Raw genomic sequence first — 14,852 nt, 5'->3', positions numbered from 1 at the left:
GGCTGAACTCAGCGCCCCAACAACCGTGCCAGCCCAACGCTCATCGGCGTTTGCTTCGGAACGCGGAAACGCGCCAACAAACGGCCGTTGTCGGCCCGCGAATGGCGGATGTCTCCGGAACGTGCCGGGCCATGGCTGATTGCAGGCAAGTCGCCCACCACCACAGCCAGGGCCTGGAGCATCTGCTTGAGGGTTGTCGCCTGGTTCCAGCCGACATTCACCGCGCCCACTTCCACCTCGGGCTTTTCGATGGCCTGCACCAACACATCCACCAGGTCTTCGACGTAGACAAAGTCCCGAGTCTGCTCGCCATCACCAAACACGGTGATCGGCAGGCCCTTCTGCGCACGTTCGCTGAAAATGCTGATGACGCCTGAATACGGCGAGGACGGATCCTGGCGCGGGCCGTAGATGTTGAAGAAGCGGAACACCACCGGTTCGAGGTCGTGCTGGCGACGATAGAAGTCGAAATAGAATTCACTGGCCAATTTGTCCGCCGCGTAAGGCGTGAGCGGCGCCTTGGGCGTGTCTTCACCGATGGCCTGGCCTTCACCGTTGTTGCCATATACCGCTGCGCTGGAGGCGAACAGCACCCGTTTCACACCGCTCTGGCGCATGGCTTCGCAGACGTTCAGGGTGCCGATGAAATTGCTTTGGTGCGTGCGCACCGGGTCATCCACCGAGGCTTGCACGGAGGCCACCGCGGCCAGATGCGCCACGGCGCTGCAACCGGCCATGGCACGGGCGACGAGCGCGGCATCGGCGACATCGCCTTCAATCAGTTCGAGGGCTGGATTTTCCAGCGGCAGGTTGCTGCGCTTGCCGGTGGACAAGTCATCGAGAATGCGGACCGAATGCCCTTTTGCGAGCAAGGCGTCGGTCAGGTGCGAACCAATGAAACCCGCGCCGCCGGTGATTAAAACAGGGCCTTCAGCCATGGCGATAAAACCTATCCAATAAGCCCGGGAGTGCTGCGCGCCAGGCGCGGGGCTTGATCCCGAAAGTGTGCAGAATTTTCTTGCAGGCCAGGACTGCGTGCTGCGGTTCTTCCGCGGCGTCCGGTCTTGCAGCATGGGCCTGGGGTGTGGGCGACTCGATGGCCAGCGGGTGCAATGCGCGGGCTTCGGTGAGAATCGCCTGGCCTAGCGCCAGCGGCGTAGTCGCCTCATGTCCGGCGTAATGGTAGGTGCCCCACAGCGGCGCCGCGCAATCGAGTTGCTTGAGCACCGAGATGATCACCCGCGCCGCATCGTCCACCGGCGTCGGATTGCCCCGCCGATCGTCGGCCAGCAACAACTCTTCGGGCTGCTCGGCACGGGCCAGGAAACGGCCAAGGATGCCGTCGGCGCTGTCGTCCAGCAGCCAGCCAAAACGCAACAGCACATGTTGCGGGCAGGTGGCGCGCACGCTTTGCTCGATGCGCCACAACGCCTGGCCACGCAGGCCCAGCGGCACGGGCTCGTCCTTTTCGCTGTAGGCGGTGGCCCGAGAGCCATCGAACACGCGATAGCTCGACGGTTGCAGCAGGACAATGTTGTGATGCTGGCACAGTTCCGCCAGGCGCTCGACCGCCCGCTCCTGGCTGGCCAGGCGCTGCTCGCTGACGGTTTCAGCCTGGAACCAGTCGAAGTAGTACGCCAGGTTGATCAGCGCATCCGGCCGGGTGTCGTCGAGCAACTGCGTGAGGCTCGCGGCATCCCAACCGTCTTCAGGTGGGCGGGGGGCAAGAAAACCGATGTCTTCTTCTGCACCGAGGCGAATCAGCGCCTGCCCAAGGGCATTTCCGCCGCCCAGTAACATAAGGCGCATTCGCATAAAGTCAGCAGGCCCAGTCTGTTGGCACAAGAATTTGGTCGACAACGCCCGAGGGCGTCGTCGGAATCGTTGCATTTTGCGGGTTTAGTGCGCAACCGTCATCCGTAATGTGCAGATCGCCGGGTTGGCCGTCCTTCCAGGCGGTTGCGCCACTTGCATCCACCCCACCCCACCCGCCTAAACTGCCCGTATGAATCTGCCCCTTGCAGCCGACCACGCCATGGCAGGCTTTCACCCCGCCGTTCGCGCCTGGTTCAGCCAGACCTTCCCGGCGGTCACGGCCGCCCAGGCCCGGGCGTGGCCGTTGATCGGCCAGCGACGTTCGGTGCTGGTCGCGGCGCCCACCGGCTCGGGCAAGACCCTGACCGCATTTCTCGCGGTGCTGGATGACCTGGTGCACCGCGGCCTGGAACAAGGCGGCCTGCCGGACCAGACCTTGGTAGTCTATGTCTCGCCGCTCAAGGCCTTGAGCAACGATATCCAGATCAATCTGCAAAATCCCCTGGCCGGCATCACCGAGCAATTGCAACAGATGGGGTTGCCGCCCCTGCCGATCACCACCGCCGTACGCACCGGCGACACACCGCAAAAAGAACGCTCGGCGATGCGCAAGACCGCGCCGCACATCCTGGTCACCACGCCCGAATCGCTTTATGTGCTGCTCGGCTCCGATTCCGGTCGGCAGATGCTCGCCAGCACGCGCACGGTGATTGTTGATGAAATCCATGCGATTGCCGCCAGCAAACGTGGCAGCCACCTGGCCCTGAGCCTGGAACGGCTGCAAGCGCTGTGCGCCGAACCGCTGGTGCGCATCGGCCTGTCTGCCACGCAAAAGCCCATCGAAGCGGTCTCGCGGTTCCTCGTCGGCGAAGGCCGCACCTGCGAAATCGTCGACATCGGCCACGCCCGCCCACGGGACCTGGACATCGAGGTGCCGCCGGTGCCGCTGTCAGCGGTGATGGCCAATGACGTCTGGGAACTGGTCTACAACCGCCTCGCCGAACTGGCCCGGGCGCACCGAACCACGCTGGTGTTCGTCAACACGCGGCGCCTGGCCGAACGCCTGAGTCGCCACCTGAGCGAGCGTTTGGGCAAGGAGGCGGTGGCGGCCCACCATGGCAGCCTGGCGAAGGAGTTTCGCCTCGACGCCGAGCAACGCCTCAAGCGCGGCGAATTGCAGGTGCTGATCGCCACCGCGTCCCTGGAGCTGGGCATCGACATTGGCGATGTCGACCTGGTCTGCCAGATCGCCTCGCCCCGTTCGATCTCGGCGTTCCTGCAAAGGGTGGGACGCTCCGGCCATCAGGTCGGCGGCACGCCCAAGGGACGCCTGTTCGCCACCACCCGCGACGACTTGATCGAATGCGCCGCCTTGCTCGACTGCGTGCGCCGTGGCGAGCTGGACATCCTGCACATCCCCAAGGCGCCGTTGGATGTCCTGGCCCAGCAGATCGTCGCCGAGGTCAGTTGCCAGGAATGGCATGAACAGGCGTTGCTGGAGATGTTCCGCCGCGCCTCGCCTTACGCAAAGCTGGACGAAGATCATTACCAGGCCCTGCTGCAAATGCTCGCCGAAGGCCTCAATGGCCGACAAGGCGTGCGCAGCGCCTACCTGCACCGCGACGCCGTCACCCGGACCCTTCGCGGGCGCCGGGGCAGCAAACTGACAGCGGTGACCAGCGGCGGCACCATTCCGGACAACGCCGACTACAGCGTGCTGCTCGAACCCCAAGGCTTGAACATCGGCAGCGTCAACGAGGACTTCGCCGTCGAGAGCATCGCCGGCGACGTGTTCCAACTGGGCAATACCTCCTACCGGATCATCCGCGTCGAGACCGGCCGCGTGCGCGTCGAGGACGCCCAGGGCCAACCGCCGACCATTCCGTTCTGGCTCGGCGAAGCCCCCGGGCGCAGCGCCGAGTTGTCCCAGGCCGTGGCCCGCCTGCAAGCCCAGCTGGATCAACTGCTCGGCGCCACGCCGGGAGACTTGCAACCGGCCCTCGACTGGCTGACCGGCACCTTGCACTTGAACCTCGCCAGCGCCGAACAGATCGTCGATTACCTGGCCCCGGCGCGTCTGGCCTTCGGCGCCCTGCCGTCCCAGGACACCTTGGTGATGGAACGGTTTTTCGACGAGTCCGGCGGCACGCAACTGATCATCCACACGCCCTTCGGCAGTCGCATCAATCGCGCCTGGGGCCTGGCCCTGCGCAAGCGCTTCTGCCGCACCTTCAACTTCGAATTGCAGGCTGCTGCCAGCGAGGACGCTATCGTCCTGTCGCTGTCCACCAGCCACAGCTTCGAACTGGACGAAGTCTGGCGCTACCTCAACAGCCAGAGCGCCGAGCAGATCCTGGTCCAGGCGGTGCTGGACGCGCCGCTGTTCGGCGTGCGCTGGCGCTGGAACGCCGGCGTGGCCCTGGCGTTGCCGCGCTACACCGGTGGACGCAAAGTCGCGCCGCAGATCCAGCGCATGAAAAGTGAGGATTTGATCGCCAGCGTATTCCCGGACCAGATCGCCTGCCTGGAGAACCTGGCCGGAGAGCGTGAAATCCCCGACCACCCGCTGGTGGAACAGACCCTCGACGATTGCCTGCACGAAGCCATGGACAGCGAAGGCTGGCTGGCCCTGCTGCGGCGCATGGAAGCGGGCACGATTCGCCTGGTCAGCCGCGACCTGCCTGCACCCTCGCCTTTGGCGGCAGAAATCCTCAGCGCTCGGCCCTACACCTTTCTTGACGACGCGCCGCTGGAAGAGCGCCGCACCCAAGCGGTGATCAACCGGCGCTGGAGTGATCCGCAATCCACCGACGACCTCGGTGCGCTGGACGCCGAGGCCATCCAGGCCGTGCGGGAAGAGGCCTGGCCGACGCCGACCAATGTCGATGAAATCCACGAAGCGCTGATGAGCCTAGCCTGCATCGCCGACAGCGAGGCCAGCGCCGAGCCGTCGTGGCTGGACGGTTTGCGGACCCTGGCCGAGCGCGGTCGCGCCAGCCACATTCAGATCAGTGACGAGCGCGGCCTGTGGGTACCGCTGGAGCGGCTGACGTGCCTGCAGGCGATTTATCCACAAGCCCAATGGCAGCCGCCGCTGACACCGCTGCCGGGTTTTGATGAGCCGTGGGGTAGCGACGAGGCCATGGTGGAAGTGCTCCGCGCGCGGCTCAGTGCCTTTGGCCCGCAGCCGTTGAGCGCAATCGCCTACCCGCTCGGGCTGTCGCCGGCACAAGCGACCCAGGCCCTGGCCCAGCTCGAACAACAAGGGTACGTGCTGCGCGGTCGCTTCACGCCGGGCACCGCCCAGGAGGAATGGTGCGAGCGACACCTGCTGGCACGGATCCACCGCTACACGGTCAAGCGCCTGCGCCGGGAAATCGAGCCGGTGATGCTGCAGGATTTCATGCGGTTCCTGTTCGACTGGCAACATCTGTCGTCGTCCAGCCAGGGCCGGGGCAGCGCCGTGCTGCCATCGATCATCAGCCAGTTCGAAGGCTACCCGGCTGCCGCCTCGGCCTGGGACAGCGACCTTTTGCCGGCGCGGATCAAGGACTATTCACCAAGCTGGCTCGACGAACTGTGCCGCAGCGGCAAGTTCGTCTGGACGCGCCTGAGCGCCCGCCAGAAGTTGTCCACAAGCGCTTTGCGCAGCACGCCGATCGTGTTGCTGCCGCGCGCCAAGGTCGCGCTCTGGAGCAGCCTGGCTGAGCAGACGCCAGTCGGCGAGCTGTCGCCCAGGACACAGAAAGTCCATCAGGCATTGAGTGAACACGGCGCCTTGTTTTTCGATGAGCTGCTGCACGAGGCGCACCTGCTGCGCAGCGAGCTGGAAACCGCCTTGCAGGAATTGGTCGGCGCCGGGCTGGTGAACGCCGACAGCTTCGCCGGGCTGCGGGCCTTGATCACCCCCGCCAGCAAACGCCAAGCCCGCAGTAGCCGGCGCGGGCGCGGGGCGTTTGTCGGCGGCATGGACGATGCCGGGCGCTGGGCCTTGCTGCGCCGTAGTTCGCCAACGCCAGGGGCAGAACCCGGCAACCGGCCCGCGCCCACGCCCACGCCACCCGACACCCTGGAACACATCGCCATGACCCTGCTGCGCCGTTATGGGGTGGTGTTCTGGCGCTTGCTGGAGCGTGAAGCCGAATGGCTGCCGAGCTGGCGTGAGTTGCTGCGCACGTTTCATCGGTTGGAGGCACGGGGCGAGATTCGTGGCGGGCGTTTCGTCAGCGGGCTGGCCGGGGAACAATTCGCCTTGCCCGAAGCCATCCCGCTGCTGCGCGACGCAAGGCGTCGGCCCACCGATGGCAGCCTGGTGGCGGTGTGCGGGGTTGATCCCTTGAACCTCGCCGGCACCCTGCTTCCAGGGGCGAAAGTACCGGCACTGGCGAGCAATCGGCTGGTGTATCGGGATGGGTTGCCGGTGGCGGCACTGGTTGCGGGCAAGCAACATCTGTTTGTGGGGTTGGATGCCCAAGCGATGGCGGAGATTCGCGCCAAGCTGATTCAACACCTTTAGCCACGGTTATCGGGCAGGCTGATCGGAAGGCTTCGAGGGTGCCTGCGTCGAAGGCGCTGAATTTTCGACTTGCGTATCCAACCGCTTCGGCAATACCCCCTGCTGTGGATAAGTCTGCGCGAAGTGCACCGACGGTTCGTTATCCACAAGCTTTTTCAACCGCTGGTTGAACGCCCGGCTCACGGCGTACTGCCCGCCCGAGACCGTGCGAAACTGGGCGGTGAGGACCACGCCGTTGAGGTCCATCTTGTCCACGCCGAATACATCCAGCGGCCCTTGCAGGTTGAACTTGAGGAACGGGTCCTCGGAAATCGAATCGCCGGCTTCACGGATCAGTTCGATGGCGCGGTCCACGTCGGTGTCGTAGGTGAACTGCACCGAGAAAAATGCAAAGGCGAATTGCCGGGATTGGTTGGTCACGGCCTTGATTTGCCCGAACGGCACCGAATGCACGAAACCCTTGCCGTCGCGCAGGCGCAGGGTGCGGATGGTCAGGCCTTCGACGGTGCCGGCGTGGCCGGAACTGAGCACCACCCAGTCGCCGATAGACAGCGTGTCCTCGATGATGATGAACAGCCCGGTGATCACGTCCTGCACCAGTTGCTGCGAACCGAAACCGATCGCCAGCCCCACCACGCCCGCACCGGCGAGCAATGGCGCGACGTTGATGCCGAGGTTGGCCATGGTGGTGATCGCGCAAATCACCACCAGGATTATTTTGGCCGCGTTGCGCAGCAGCGGCAGGATGGTCTTGACCCGTGTGCTGGGCGCACGTGCGCCGCGCTTGTTGAGTGGTGGCTTCAGCGCTTCCTGGATCGCCGTGTCGAGCACCACCCACGTCAGCCAAGTCACCAGGAAAATCAGCCCGATGCGACTGAGGGAGTCGCTGATCGCCCGTCCCACGGCGTTGCGTGAGGCGAACTCAAACAGCGACACGCCCCAGATCCGCCCGAGGATCTCGATGAACGCCACCGCCATGACGATGCGCAACAACGCGTGCAACAGGCTCAACAGCCGCCCTTTGTAGGCGCTGTTGCGCTGGATGGCCTCGGCCTTGGGCGACTTGAAGACATGCTGGAACACGGTGCTGAGAAACACCGTCGCGATCAGCAGGATCGTGGTGAACAAGGCACAACGCAGGGCTTTCTGGTTGTCCTCGCCGACCCCGATCAGGCTCACCGCCGACACCAGCACCATCAGCAGGATCGGCCAGTACCAGAGACCGGAAAAGATCCGCAGCGATTCCTGCAACGCCGGTTGCTTGAGACGCTGGGCCAGCGGCCGATTGCGGATCAGGTGGGCCACCGGCCGGCGCATGTGGATCACCAGCCAGCCAAAGATCATCGAAGCCGACAGCCCGGTGAAGACCGCGATGCTGCTGGTGATATTGCCGCCCAGCTGCCGAGCGATCTGCGGGCTGGTCAAGGCATCGCTGAGCGCGGCCAGGAAGCCGATCATGAACAACGGCCGCGGGCTGAATCGACGGAGGATCGCCACCGCTCGCCGTTTGTGGCCGCCATTGAACATCACGATCACGCAGAGCAGCACCGAGGTGGAAACGATGCCGCTGCTGGTGGCGTAGGCGAAACACAACGCCAAGGCCCGGCCAACCGAGACTTGCAGGAAATGGCTGACATAGAGGGTCAGCGGCAGGCACGCCACGGCAGGCAACGTGTAGGGCAGCAGGTAGCCGAGCAGGTCCAGCACCCGCTGGCGAGTGCGTAGCCAGCGGCGCCGACTCAAGCGGCGCACCAGCAATCGCGCGCCGGTCCATATCAGCGCAAACGTCCCCAGCCACACGCCGGAGAGCAACAGGAAATCGCCCGCCACGCGCCAAGAGGAACGGGAGGTCTGGTCCACCAGCCGATCCACCTCGTCCACCGCCCGATCCGCCCGCAGGCGCCAGGCGTCCACCAGGCTCTGGTCGAGGTCGAGCTTGTCCTGGACGTCGTCGATGCTGGAGCTGATGGCCCCCAACAAGCCGCCTTGCACCAACGGCTCAGGCTCGGCCGGGGCTTCGGCGGGTTTGGAGATGCCGGGGACCGCAGCGGTCCCGTAGGCGCTGGTGCCGGTCATGGCCAGCAGCAACAGCAGCAATACAGCGCTCAATCGAGACAAGACGCAGGGCTCCTTCACGGGGGTCGGTAAGGAACTGATCAACATCAGGCCGGCAAGTTCGCTCTCAAGGGCAATACAAATACCTTGTGGCAAGGGGATTTCCCCTCGCCACAAGACCCGTTCCCTGCGCGACGCGGCGGGAACTCCCTCGCCACAGAATCCGCTCAGCTCCCTCCGCCGGTAAGACCACCGAAACTTTCCAGCCCGCCCGGCGGTCATCAAAAGACACAGGCGGTACGAGGTCATTGGCACGGGAGGGATACATGACGGCGATCCACATTGGCATTTCCGGTTGGCGCTACACGCCTTGGCGGGGAGACTTCTACCCCAAGGGGCTGGCGCAGAAACGGGAACTGCAATTCGCCTCTCGAGCGGTCAACAGCATCGAGATCAATGGATCGTTCTACGCCCTGCAACGTCCCGAGCGGTATGCCCAGTGGTACGCCGAGACACCGCCGGACTTCGTGTTCAGCGTCAAGGCGCCGCGCTTCATCACCCACATCAAGCGCCTGCGCGACATTCACAAGCCGTTGGCGAATTTCTTCGCTTCCGGGGTGCTGGAGCTCAAGGAAAAACTCGGCGCCATCCTCTGGCAGTTTCCGCCCAGCTTCAAATTCGATCCCGAGCTCTTTGAAGATTTCCTCAAGCAATTGCCCCACGATACCCAGGCCGCCGCCGCATTGGCCCGGGAGCACGAGTCGCGCCTGGACGGCCATGCCAGCACCGAGACGGACAAAAAGCGCCCGCTGCGCCATGCCGTGGAAATTCGCCACGATAGCTTTATCGACCCACGCTTCGTCGCCCTGCTCAAACGCTACGACGTCGCACTTGTGGTCGCGGATACTGCCGGGAAATGGCCCTATCGCGAGGACGTGACCAGCGACTTCGTCTACCTGCGCCTGCACGGTGCCGAAGAGTTGTACGCCAGCGGCTACACCGACGAAGCGCTCAAGCGCTGGGGTGACCGGATCGAGGCCTGGAGCCACGGCACACAGCCGAGCGACGCACAGTTGATCGATCCGAAAAAAAAACCCCGGGCGCGCAAGAGCCGGGAAGTGTTCTGCTATTTCGACAACGACATCAAAGTCCGCGCGCCCTACGACGCGCGTCACCTGCTGGAGCGCTTCGACCTGGACAAGAATCTCGCCACCGCTCCCGGTGTGCGCCCGGCAGAAGGAGTGTTGCCATGAGCACGCCAGAATCCAGCGAAGCCACCCGCGAGCCGTTGCAGGATTCGGCGCAGCGGCTGCTCGATCAAGTCAATCGATTCACGGTGCTGACGGTCAATACGCACAAAGGCTTCACCGCGCTGAACCGACGTTTCATCCTGCCGGAACTGCGCGAAGCGGTGCGCAGCGTGTCGGCCGACGTGGTGTTCCTGCAAGAAGTGCATGGCACCCATGAGCACCATCCCCAGCGCTACAGCAACTGGCCGAGCATTCCGCAATATGAATTTCTCGCCGACACCCTCTGGCCGCAGTTCGCCTACGGGCGCAACGCCGTGTACCCCGCGGGTGACCATGGCAACGCGTTGCTGTCGAAATTCCAGATCATCCGCCACGACAACCTCGACGTGTCCATCAGCGGCCATGAAAGCCGCGGCATGCTGCACAGCGTGTTGCGCCTGCCGAACGGCGATGGGGGGCGGGATGTGCATGCGATTTGCGTCCATCTGGGGCTGCGCGAAGGCCATCGTGTCGCACAGTTGAAGTTGCTTTGCCAACGCCTGGGCGAGCTGCCACCCGAGGCCCCCGTGATTGTCGCGGGGGATTTCAACGATTGGCGCGGCAAGGCCAATGACTTGCTCGCGCCCTGCGGCTTGCGCGAAGTTTTCGCCGAACAGTGGGGCAAACCGGCTCGCAGTTTTCCGGCACGCCTGCCCATCCTGCGGCTGGACCGCATCTATGTGCGCAACCTCAAGGCCCATCACGCCCAAGTCCTGAATGTACGGCCCTGGTCGCACCTTTCCGACCACGCACCGCTGTCGGTGGAGATCGAATTATGAGCGCGACGATGAACAAGGCAACGGTGGAAAAAGTCGAGGTGCCGCCGACCGAACGCAACCCGGCGCTGGCCGATATCGAATACGGCTGGCACGGTAATAACCGCGTCACGCTCCTGGAAAACGGCGAGGAATATTTCCCACGGGTTTTCGAGGCGATTCGCCGGGCCCAGGAAGAAATTCTCCTGGAGACGTTCATTCTGTTCGAGGACAAGGTCGGCTTCGAACTGCGGGACCTCTTGGTGGATGCGGCCAAGCGCGGCGTACGCATCACCGTCAACCTCGACGGGTTCGGTTGCGGCGAGCTGACCACCGACTTCCTGGCCTCGTTGAGCGATGCCGGGATACGCCTGCAGATGTTCGATCCGGCCCCGCGGCACTTGGGCATCCGCACCAACTGGTTCCGCCGCCTGCACCGCAAGATCGTGGTGGTGGATGGCGTGATCGCATTCATCGGCGGGATTAACTTTTCCGCTGACCACCTGGGCGACTTCGGCCCCGAAGCCAAGCAGGATTATTCGGTGGAAATCAAAGGCCCGGCGGTGGTGGACATCCATCACTTCGCGCTGCTGCAAACCGGGCGTCCGGCCCGGGCCAAGTATTGGTGGCAACGTCGCCGCAGCCGCCGCACCGAGCTGGCCTTCAATGACCATGACGGCCAGGTGCGCCTGGTCTATCGCGATAACCACGAGCATCAGACCGACATCGAGGAGGTCTACCTGCAAGTGCTGCGCAGCGCCCGGCGCCGGGTGGTAATTGCCAATGCCTATTTCTTCCCCGGTTATCGGTTGTTGCGCGAGATCCGTAATGCCGCGCGACGTGGTGTGGAGGTGCGGCTGATCCTGCAAGGGCAACCGGACATGATGATCGCCAAGCTCGCGGCACGGATGCTCTACAACTATCTGCTCAAGGCCGGCGTGACGATCTATGAATATTGCGAGCGACCGCTGCACGGCAAGGTCGCCCTGGTGGATGAGGACTGGAGCACCGTCGGTTCGAGCAACCTCGACCCGTTGAGCCTGTCGCTGAACCTGGAAGCCAACGTGCTGATCCGCGACCGCGGGTTTAACCGCGAACTGTTCGAGCGCCTCGATCACTTGAGCCGCAATCACTGCACCGTCATGCCGGAGAACCATGCCCCGCGTGGGCTGCTCTGGCGCATGACCATCGGTTTCATGGTGTTCCACTTCCTGCGTCATTTTCCGGCTTGGGCCGGATGGCTGCCGGCCCATAAACCGCGTCTGAAACCTTTTTCACCGCCGACGGCGGTCCGGAGCGAACCCCATGAACCACTCTGAAGCGCACACCGCGCCGAGAGACGCCCATGCGCCGGAACAGACCAAGCCAAAATCGCGCTGGAGCCGCTGGAAACGCCCGCTGACCCTGGCCTTTTTCCTGCTGCTTATCGTGCTGTTCACCGCGTTGGCGCGGCGCATCGACTGGTCCGAAGTCTTTACGACGCTGGCGGATTTCAAGCTGCGCACGCTGGTCATCGCGGCCGCGCTGACCATCACCAGTTTTATTACCTACGCCTGCTTCGACCTGATCGGCCGTACGTACATCCGACAGAAACTGGGTTGGCGGCAGATCTTGCCGGTGGGGGTGATCAGCTATGCCTTCAATCTCAACCTCAGCGCCTGGGTCGGTGGCATCGCCATGCGCTATAGGCTGTATTCGCGGCTGGGGGTGAGCACAGGCAATATCGCCAAGATCCTTGGCCTAAGCCTCGCCACCAACTGGTTCGGTTATATGACGTTGGCCGGCGTGGTTTTCAGCAGCGGCCTGGTGACCATGCCGCCGGGTTGGAAGCTGAGCAGCAATGCCCTGCAAGGCGTGGGCGTGCTGTTGTTGCTGGCAAGCGCCAGCTACCTGCTGGCCTGCCGCTTCTCCAAGCGCCGGGCCTGGACGGTTCGCGGGATGGAAATCAACCTGCCTTCCCTGCGCATGGCCGTGCTGCAACTGGCACTGGGTGCGTTGAATTGGTCGTTGATGGCGGCGGTGATCTTTACGTTGCTGCCGAGCAAGCTCGAATACCCGGTGGTGCTCGGGGTCCTGTTGATCAGCAGCATCGCCGGGGTCATCACGCACATTCCTGCCGGGCTCGGGGTGCTGGAGGCGGTGTTCGTCGCGCTGTTGCAGCATGAGGTATCGCGAGGCAGCCTGATCGCGGGATTGATTGCCTACCGGGCGATCTATTTCATCTTGCCGTTGTTGATCACGGTGGTGATGTACCTGGTGATCGAGGCGAAGGCAAAGGCGCTGCGGGTCAAGCCTGGAGTCAAGTGATGTAGCGCCTGGCCTGGGCTGGGAGCGGGCTTGCTCCGCCAGCGATCCGCCGAAGAGGCCCGCCTGGACGCCACATGTCTACCGCTCCTGAATGATGCTCAACCGTTCGCCCACCACCATTTCCGTGATCCAGCTCACCAGGATCGACGTGTAGGCCTGTTGTGACACGGGGTCGCTCAGGGAATGGTCGGCGCCGTCGATGATCCGGTGGGTCAGCGAATGAGTCTGCTGGCAGGCGGCGCGGTAGCTCATGATGGTGGCATGGGGCACATGGTCGTCGGTTTCGGACTCCACCAGCAGCACATCGCCGGTGAACTGCGAGCACGCGTGCAAGGCGCGGTTGGTATTGGCGTGGACCAGGGTGCTGCGATAATCCAGCAGATCGGTTTTATCCAGATCGCGCTTGGGCGTGTGCCATTGCTCGTCGCGGTACAGCGCCGGCACCCGCAGGGCCAGCCAGCGCACCGGTCGCAACGAGGTCAGGATCGAGGCCAGATATCCACCGTAGCTGGTGCCGACCACGGCAATCGCCGAGGTGTCGAGGGCCGGGTGGGCGAGCAATCGGTCGTAGGCCGCCAGCAGGTCGCGCAGGTTGTCCTCGCGGGTGACCCGTGACAGGGGAATTCCTGCGCCCCCGGTGTGCCCGCGCAAATCGAAGGTCAGGCACACGCAGCCCAGGCCGGCGATGCCCTTGGCCCGTTCAAGATCACGCTCCTGGCTGCCGCCCCAACCGTGGACAAACAACACGCCGGGAACCTTCGACTTGGGGCTGAGGAAGGTCCCGTTCATATGCTCATCATCAATCGCAATCTGGATGGTTTCACTTCTAGCCGTCATAGGATTGGACCGTTACGTATTTGAGTAGGAAATCACCATTCTCCGCCGCGCCGCGATAAACCTCCGTGGCGCCCGGCGGCAGCGGTTGGTCGGTGTAAGTCTCGATCGAGGACACCCGAACCGCGCGGATCGAGGGGTCCTCGACAAACACCTGCAACGCGGCAAGCTCCGCGCTGCTGGCGCCGCCCATTCGCCACGATTGCTCCAGCACGCCGCCGCGAGGCTGGCCACCGGTGTCCGTCCCTTGGGCGATGTCATAGTTGCGCCGCGACGCAAAGAACGATGGGAAAGCCTGGTTGGCGGCATCATCGAATACCTGCGCCAGCCGCACCGCTTCGCGCACATCGTCCGGCAATTCCAGGCCGAGAAGCTCGATGTAGCCACCTTGCGCCACCAGCAGGTCAGAACCGCCGTAGACTTCTTCCCCTTCGTTGTCGCGGGTCAGGTGCTGTACGCCGCAGTAGCTCAAGACCTTGCCGTTGATAAAGCTTTGGCCGACGCTCTGGGTCTTGACCTCACTGAGATTCTGTTCCAGCACGATGCCCTCGCTGAACAATGCCTGGGCGTCTGGAGCCGCGACGATTTCATCGAATTGCGCGACGCTCCGGATAACCCGCTGGCCACGTCCGGCGCAAGCATGGATGGGCTTGAAGCGGATCGGCCCGGCGTACAGCAAATGCTCGGCGGCCTGGCGCGCATCCTTGAGCGAAAACACGCTGACGCCGTCGAGCACGACGCCCCGGGTCAGCTTGGCGAACAGCGGTGACCAGCCCTTCGGCGCGACTGCGTCCTTGTTCAACAGACCATGGGCAATCGCCTTGGTGCAGATGAAATCGTGGTCGACGTAACCGCCCCACAGGTCATCCGGTCCCTTGACGCCCAGGCGCAACGCAGCCTCCGGCCCGATCAGGGTTTGTGTGGGCAGCAGGTACAAATCTCGCCCGGCGTGTTTGTGGCTGTCATAGCTGCCGCCGTATTCCAGGCCAAGGATGTTCGCCAACCAGCGCGCCAGTGCCCGGTTGGTCTCGACTTCATGCAGCGGTGCCTGGGGATTGACCGAGTGGGCCACTACACATTTGTCACGAGGGATCTGGGTCATGCGTTGTCCTTTCAACTGCGCTCAATAGCCGTAGCTATAAGGATTGCAGAGATCAGGCCAACGGCTCGGTGGGGGACGAACGGTCGAGGAAACGGGGGGATGAGCGGATGATGTGGCACCGGGCCTGTTTCATTCTGCACGACTGCCAGCAGCTGCCCGGCAAATTGCACGACGCCAGC

The 14,852-nt window shown here is 63.8% G+C and carries 10 protein-coding genes; 5 read left to right on the top strand and 5 right to left on the bottom strand.

Features of this window, described 5'->3' with window-relative positions:
* Positions 1-8: 8 nt before the first annotated feature.
* Together JZ00_RS28170 and JZ00_RS28165 are read right to left on the bottom strand one after the other, a co-directional pair.
* On the bottom strand, positions 9-938 hold the full coding sequence (locus tag JZ00_RS28170; RefSeq protein WP_039594475.1) for an NAD-dependent epimerase/dehydratase family protein: 930 nt from the start codon (positions 936-938) through the stop codon (positions 9-11).
* Positions 931-1,815: a sugar nucleotide-binding protein gene (locus JZ00_RS28165; RefSeq protein ID WP_039594474.1), complete on the bottom strand. Its 885-nt coding sequence runs from the start codon at positions 1,813-1,815 to the stop codon at positions 931-933. Before JZ00_RS28165 ends, JZ00_RS28170 begins: the two co-directional genes overlap by 8 nt.
* Before the next feature lie 190 nt (positions 1,816-2,005).
* Here JZ00_RS28165 and JZ00_RS28160 point away from each other — a divergent pair, with 190 nt between their 5' ends.
* Entirely contained in the window at positions 2,006-6,331 is a 4,326-nt protein-coding gene (locus JZ00_RS28160) for a DEAD/DEAH box helicase (RefSeq protein ID WP_039594473.1), read from the top strand.
* Between the two features lie 6 nt (positions 6,332-6,337).
* Here JZ00_RS28160 and JZ00_RS28155 read toward each other — a convergent pair whose 3' ends face one another.
* Positions 6,338-8,449: a mechanosensitive ion channel family protein gene (locus JZ00_RS28155; RefSeq protein ID WP_039594472.1), complete on the bottom strand. Its 2,112-nt coding sequence runs from the start codon at positions 8,447-8,449 to the stop codon at positions 6,338-6,340.
* Positions 8,450-8,712: 263 nt separating this feature from the next.
* Here JZ00_RS28155 and JZ00_RS28150 point away from each other — a divergent pair, with 263 nt between their 5' ends.
* The 4 genes from JZ00_RS28150 to JZ00_RS28135 are packed head-to-tail and all read left to right on the top strand — an operon-like array spanning position 8,713 to position 12,737.
* Positions 8,713-9,639, top strand: coding sequence for a DUF72 domain-containing protein (locus JZ00_RS28150; RefSeq protein ID WP_039594471.1), 927 nt, complete (start codon positions 8,713-8,715; stop codon positions 9,637-9,639).
* A complete protein-coding gene (locus JZ00_RS28145; RefSeq protein ID WP_039594470.1) occupies positions 9,636-10,454 on the top strand; it encodes an endonuclease/exonuclease/phosphatase family protein in 819 nt (272 codons plus the stop codon). The genes JZ00_RS28150 and JZ00_RS28145 overlap by 4 nt, the downstream gene beginning before the upstream one ends.
* Positions 10,451-11,749, top strand: a complete 1,299-nt coding sequence (clsB, locus tag JZ00_RS28140) for a cardiolipin synthase ClsB (protein WP_046510201.1) — start codon at positions 10,451-10,453, stop codon at positions 11,747-11,749. The genes JZ00_RS28145 and clsB overlap by 4 nt, the downstream gene beginning before the upstream one ends.
* Positions 11,736-12,737 (top strand): lysylphosphatidylglycerol synthase domain-containing protein, encoded by a 1,002-nt coding sequence (locus tag JZ00_RS28135; RefSeq protein ID WP_039594469.1) that lies wholly within the window; start codon positions 11,736-11,738, stop codon positions 12,735-12,737. The genes clsB and JZ00_RS28135 overlap by 14 nt, the downstream gene beginning before the upstream one ends.
* A 78-nt stretch (positions 12,738-12,815) precedes the next feature.
* On the opposite strand, the gene JZ00_RS28130 is transcribed toward JZ00_RS28135, so the two are convergent.
* A complete protein-coding gene (locus JZ00_RS28130; protein ID WP_039594468.1) occupies positions 12,816-13,574 on the bottom strand; it encodes an alpha/beta hydrolase family protein in 759 nt (252 codons plus the stop codon).
* On the bottom strand, positions 13,564-14,673 hold the full coding sequence (locus tag JZ00_RS28125; protein ID WP_039594467.1) for a DUF3182 family protein: 1,110 nt from the start codon (positions 14,671-14,673) through the stop codon (positions 13,564-13,566). Before JZ00_RS28125 ends, JZ00_RS28130 begins: the two co-directional genes overlap by 11 nt.
* Between the last annotated feature and the right edge of the window lie 179 nt (positions 14,674-14,852).

It is taken from the genome of Pseudomonas frederiksbergensis (assembly GCF_000802155.2).
GTDB classification, from domain to species: domain Bacteria; phylum Pseudomonadota; class Gammaproteobacteria; order Pseudomonadales; family Pseudomonadaceae; genus Aquipseudomonas; species Aquipseudomonas frederiksbergensis_A.
The sequence above is the reverse complement of the archived record's forward strand: the minus strand, read 5'-3'. Positions and strand labels throughout refer to the sequence as shown.

What these genes read in the sequence shown, in the direction of transcription:
- JZ00_RS28170 (WP_039594475.1), bottom strand. Translation starts at nt 938, where the DNA reads ATGGCTGAAGGCCCTGTTTTAATCACCGGCGGCGCGGGTTTCATTGGT.
- JZ00_RS28135 (WP_039594469.1), top strand. Translation starts at nt 11,736, where the DNA reads ATGAACCACTCTGAAGCGCACACCGCGCCGAGAGACGCCCATGCGCCG.
- JZ00_RS28130 (WP_039594468.1), bottom strand. Translation starts at nt 13,574, where the DNA reads ATGACGGCTAGAAGTGAAACCATCCAGATTGCGATTGATGATGAGCAT.
- JZ00_RS28160 (WP_039594473.1), top strand. Translation starts at nt 2,006, where the DNA reads ATGAATCTGCCCCTTGCAGCCGACCACGCCATGGCAGGCTTTCACCCC.
- JZ00_RS28150 (WP_039594471.1), top strand. Translation starts at nt 8,713, where the DNA reads ATGACGGCGATCCACATTGGCATTTCCGGTTGGCGCTACACGCCTTGG.
- JZ00_RS28165 (WP_039594474.1), bottom strand. Translation starts at nt 1,815, where the DNA reads ATGCGAATGCGCCTTATGTTACTGGGCGGCGGAAATGCCCTTGGGCAG.
- JZ00_RS28125 (WP_039594467.1), bottom strand. Translation starts at nt 14,673, where the DNA reads ATGACCCAGATCCCTCGTGACAAATGTGTAGTGGCCCACTCGGTCAAT.
- JZ00_RS28145 (WP_039594470.1), top strand. Translation starts at nt 9,636, where the DNA reads ATGAGCACGCCAGAATCCAGCGAAGCCACCCGCGAGCCGTTGCAGGAT.
- clsB (WP_046510201.1), top strand. Translation starts at nt 10,451, where the DNA reads ATGAGCGCGACGATGAACAAGGCAACGGTGGAAAAAGTCGAGGTGCCG.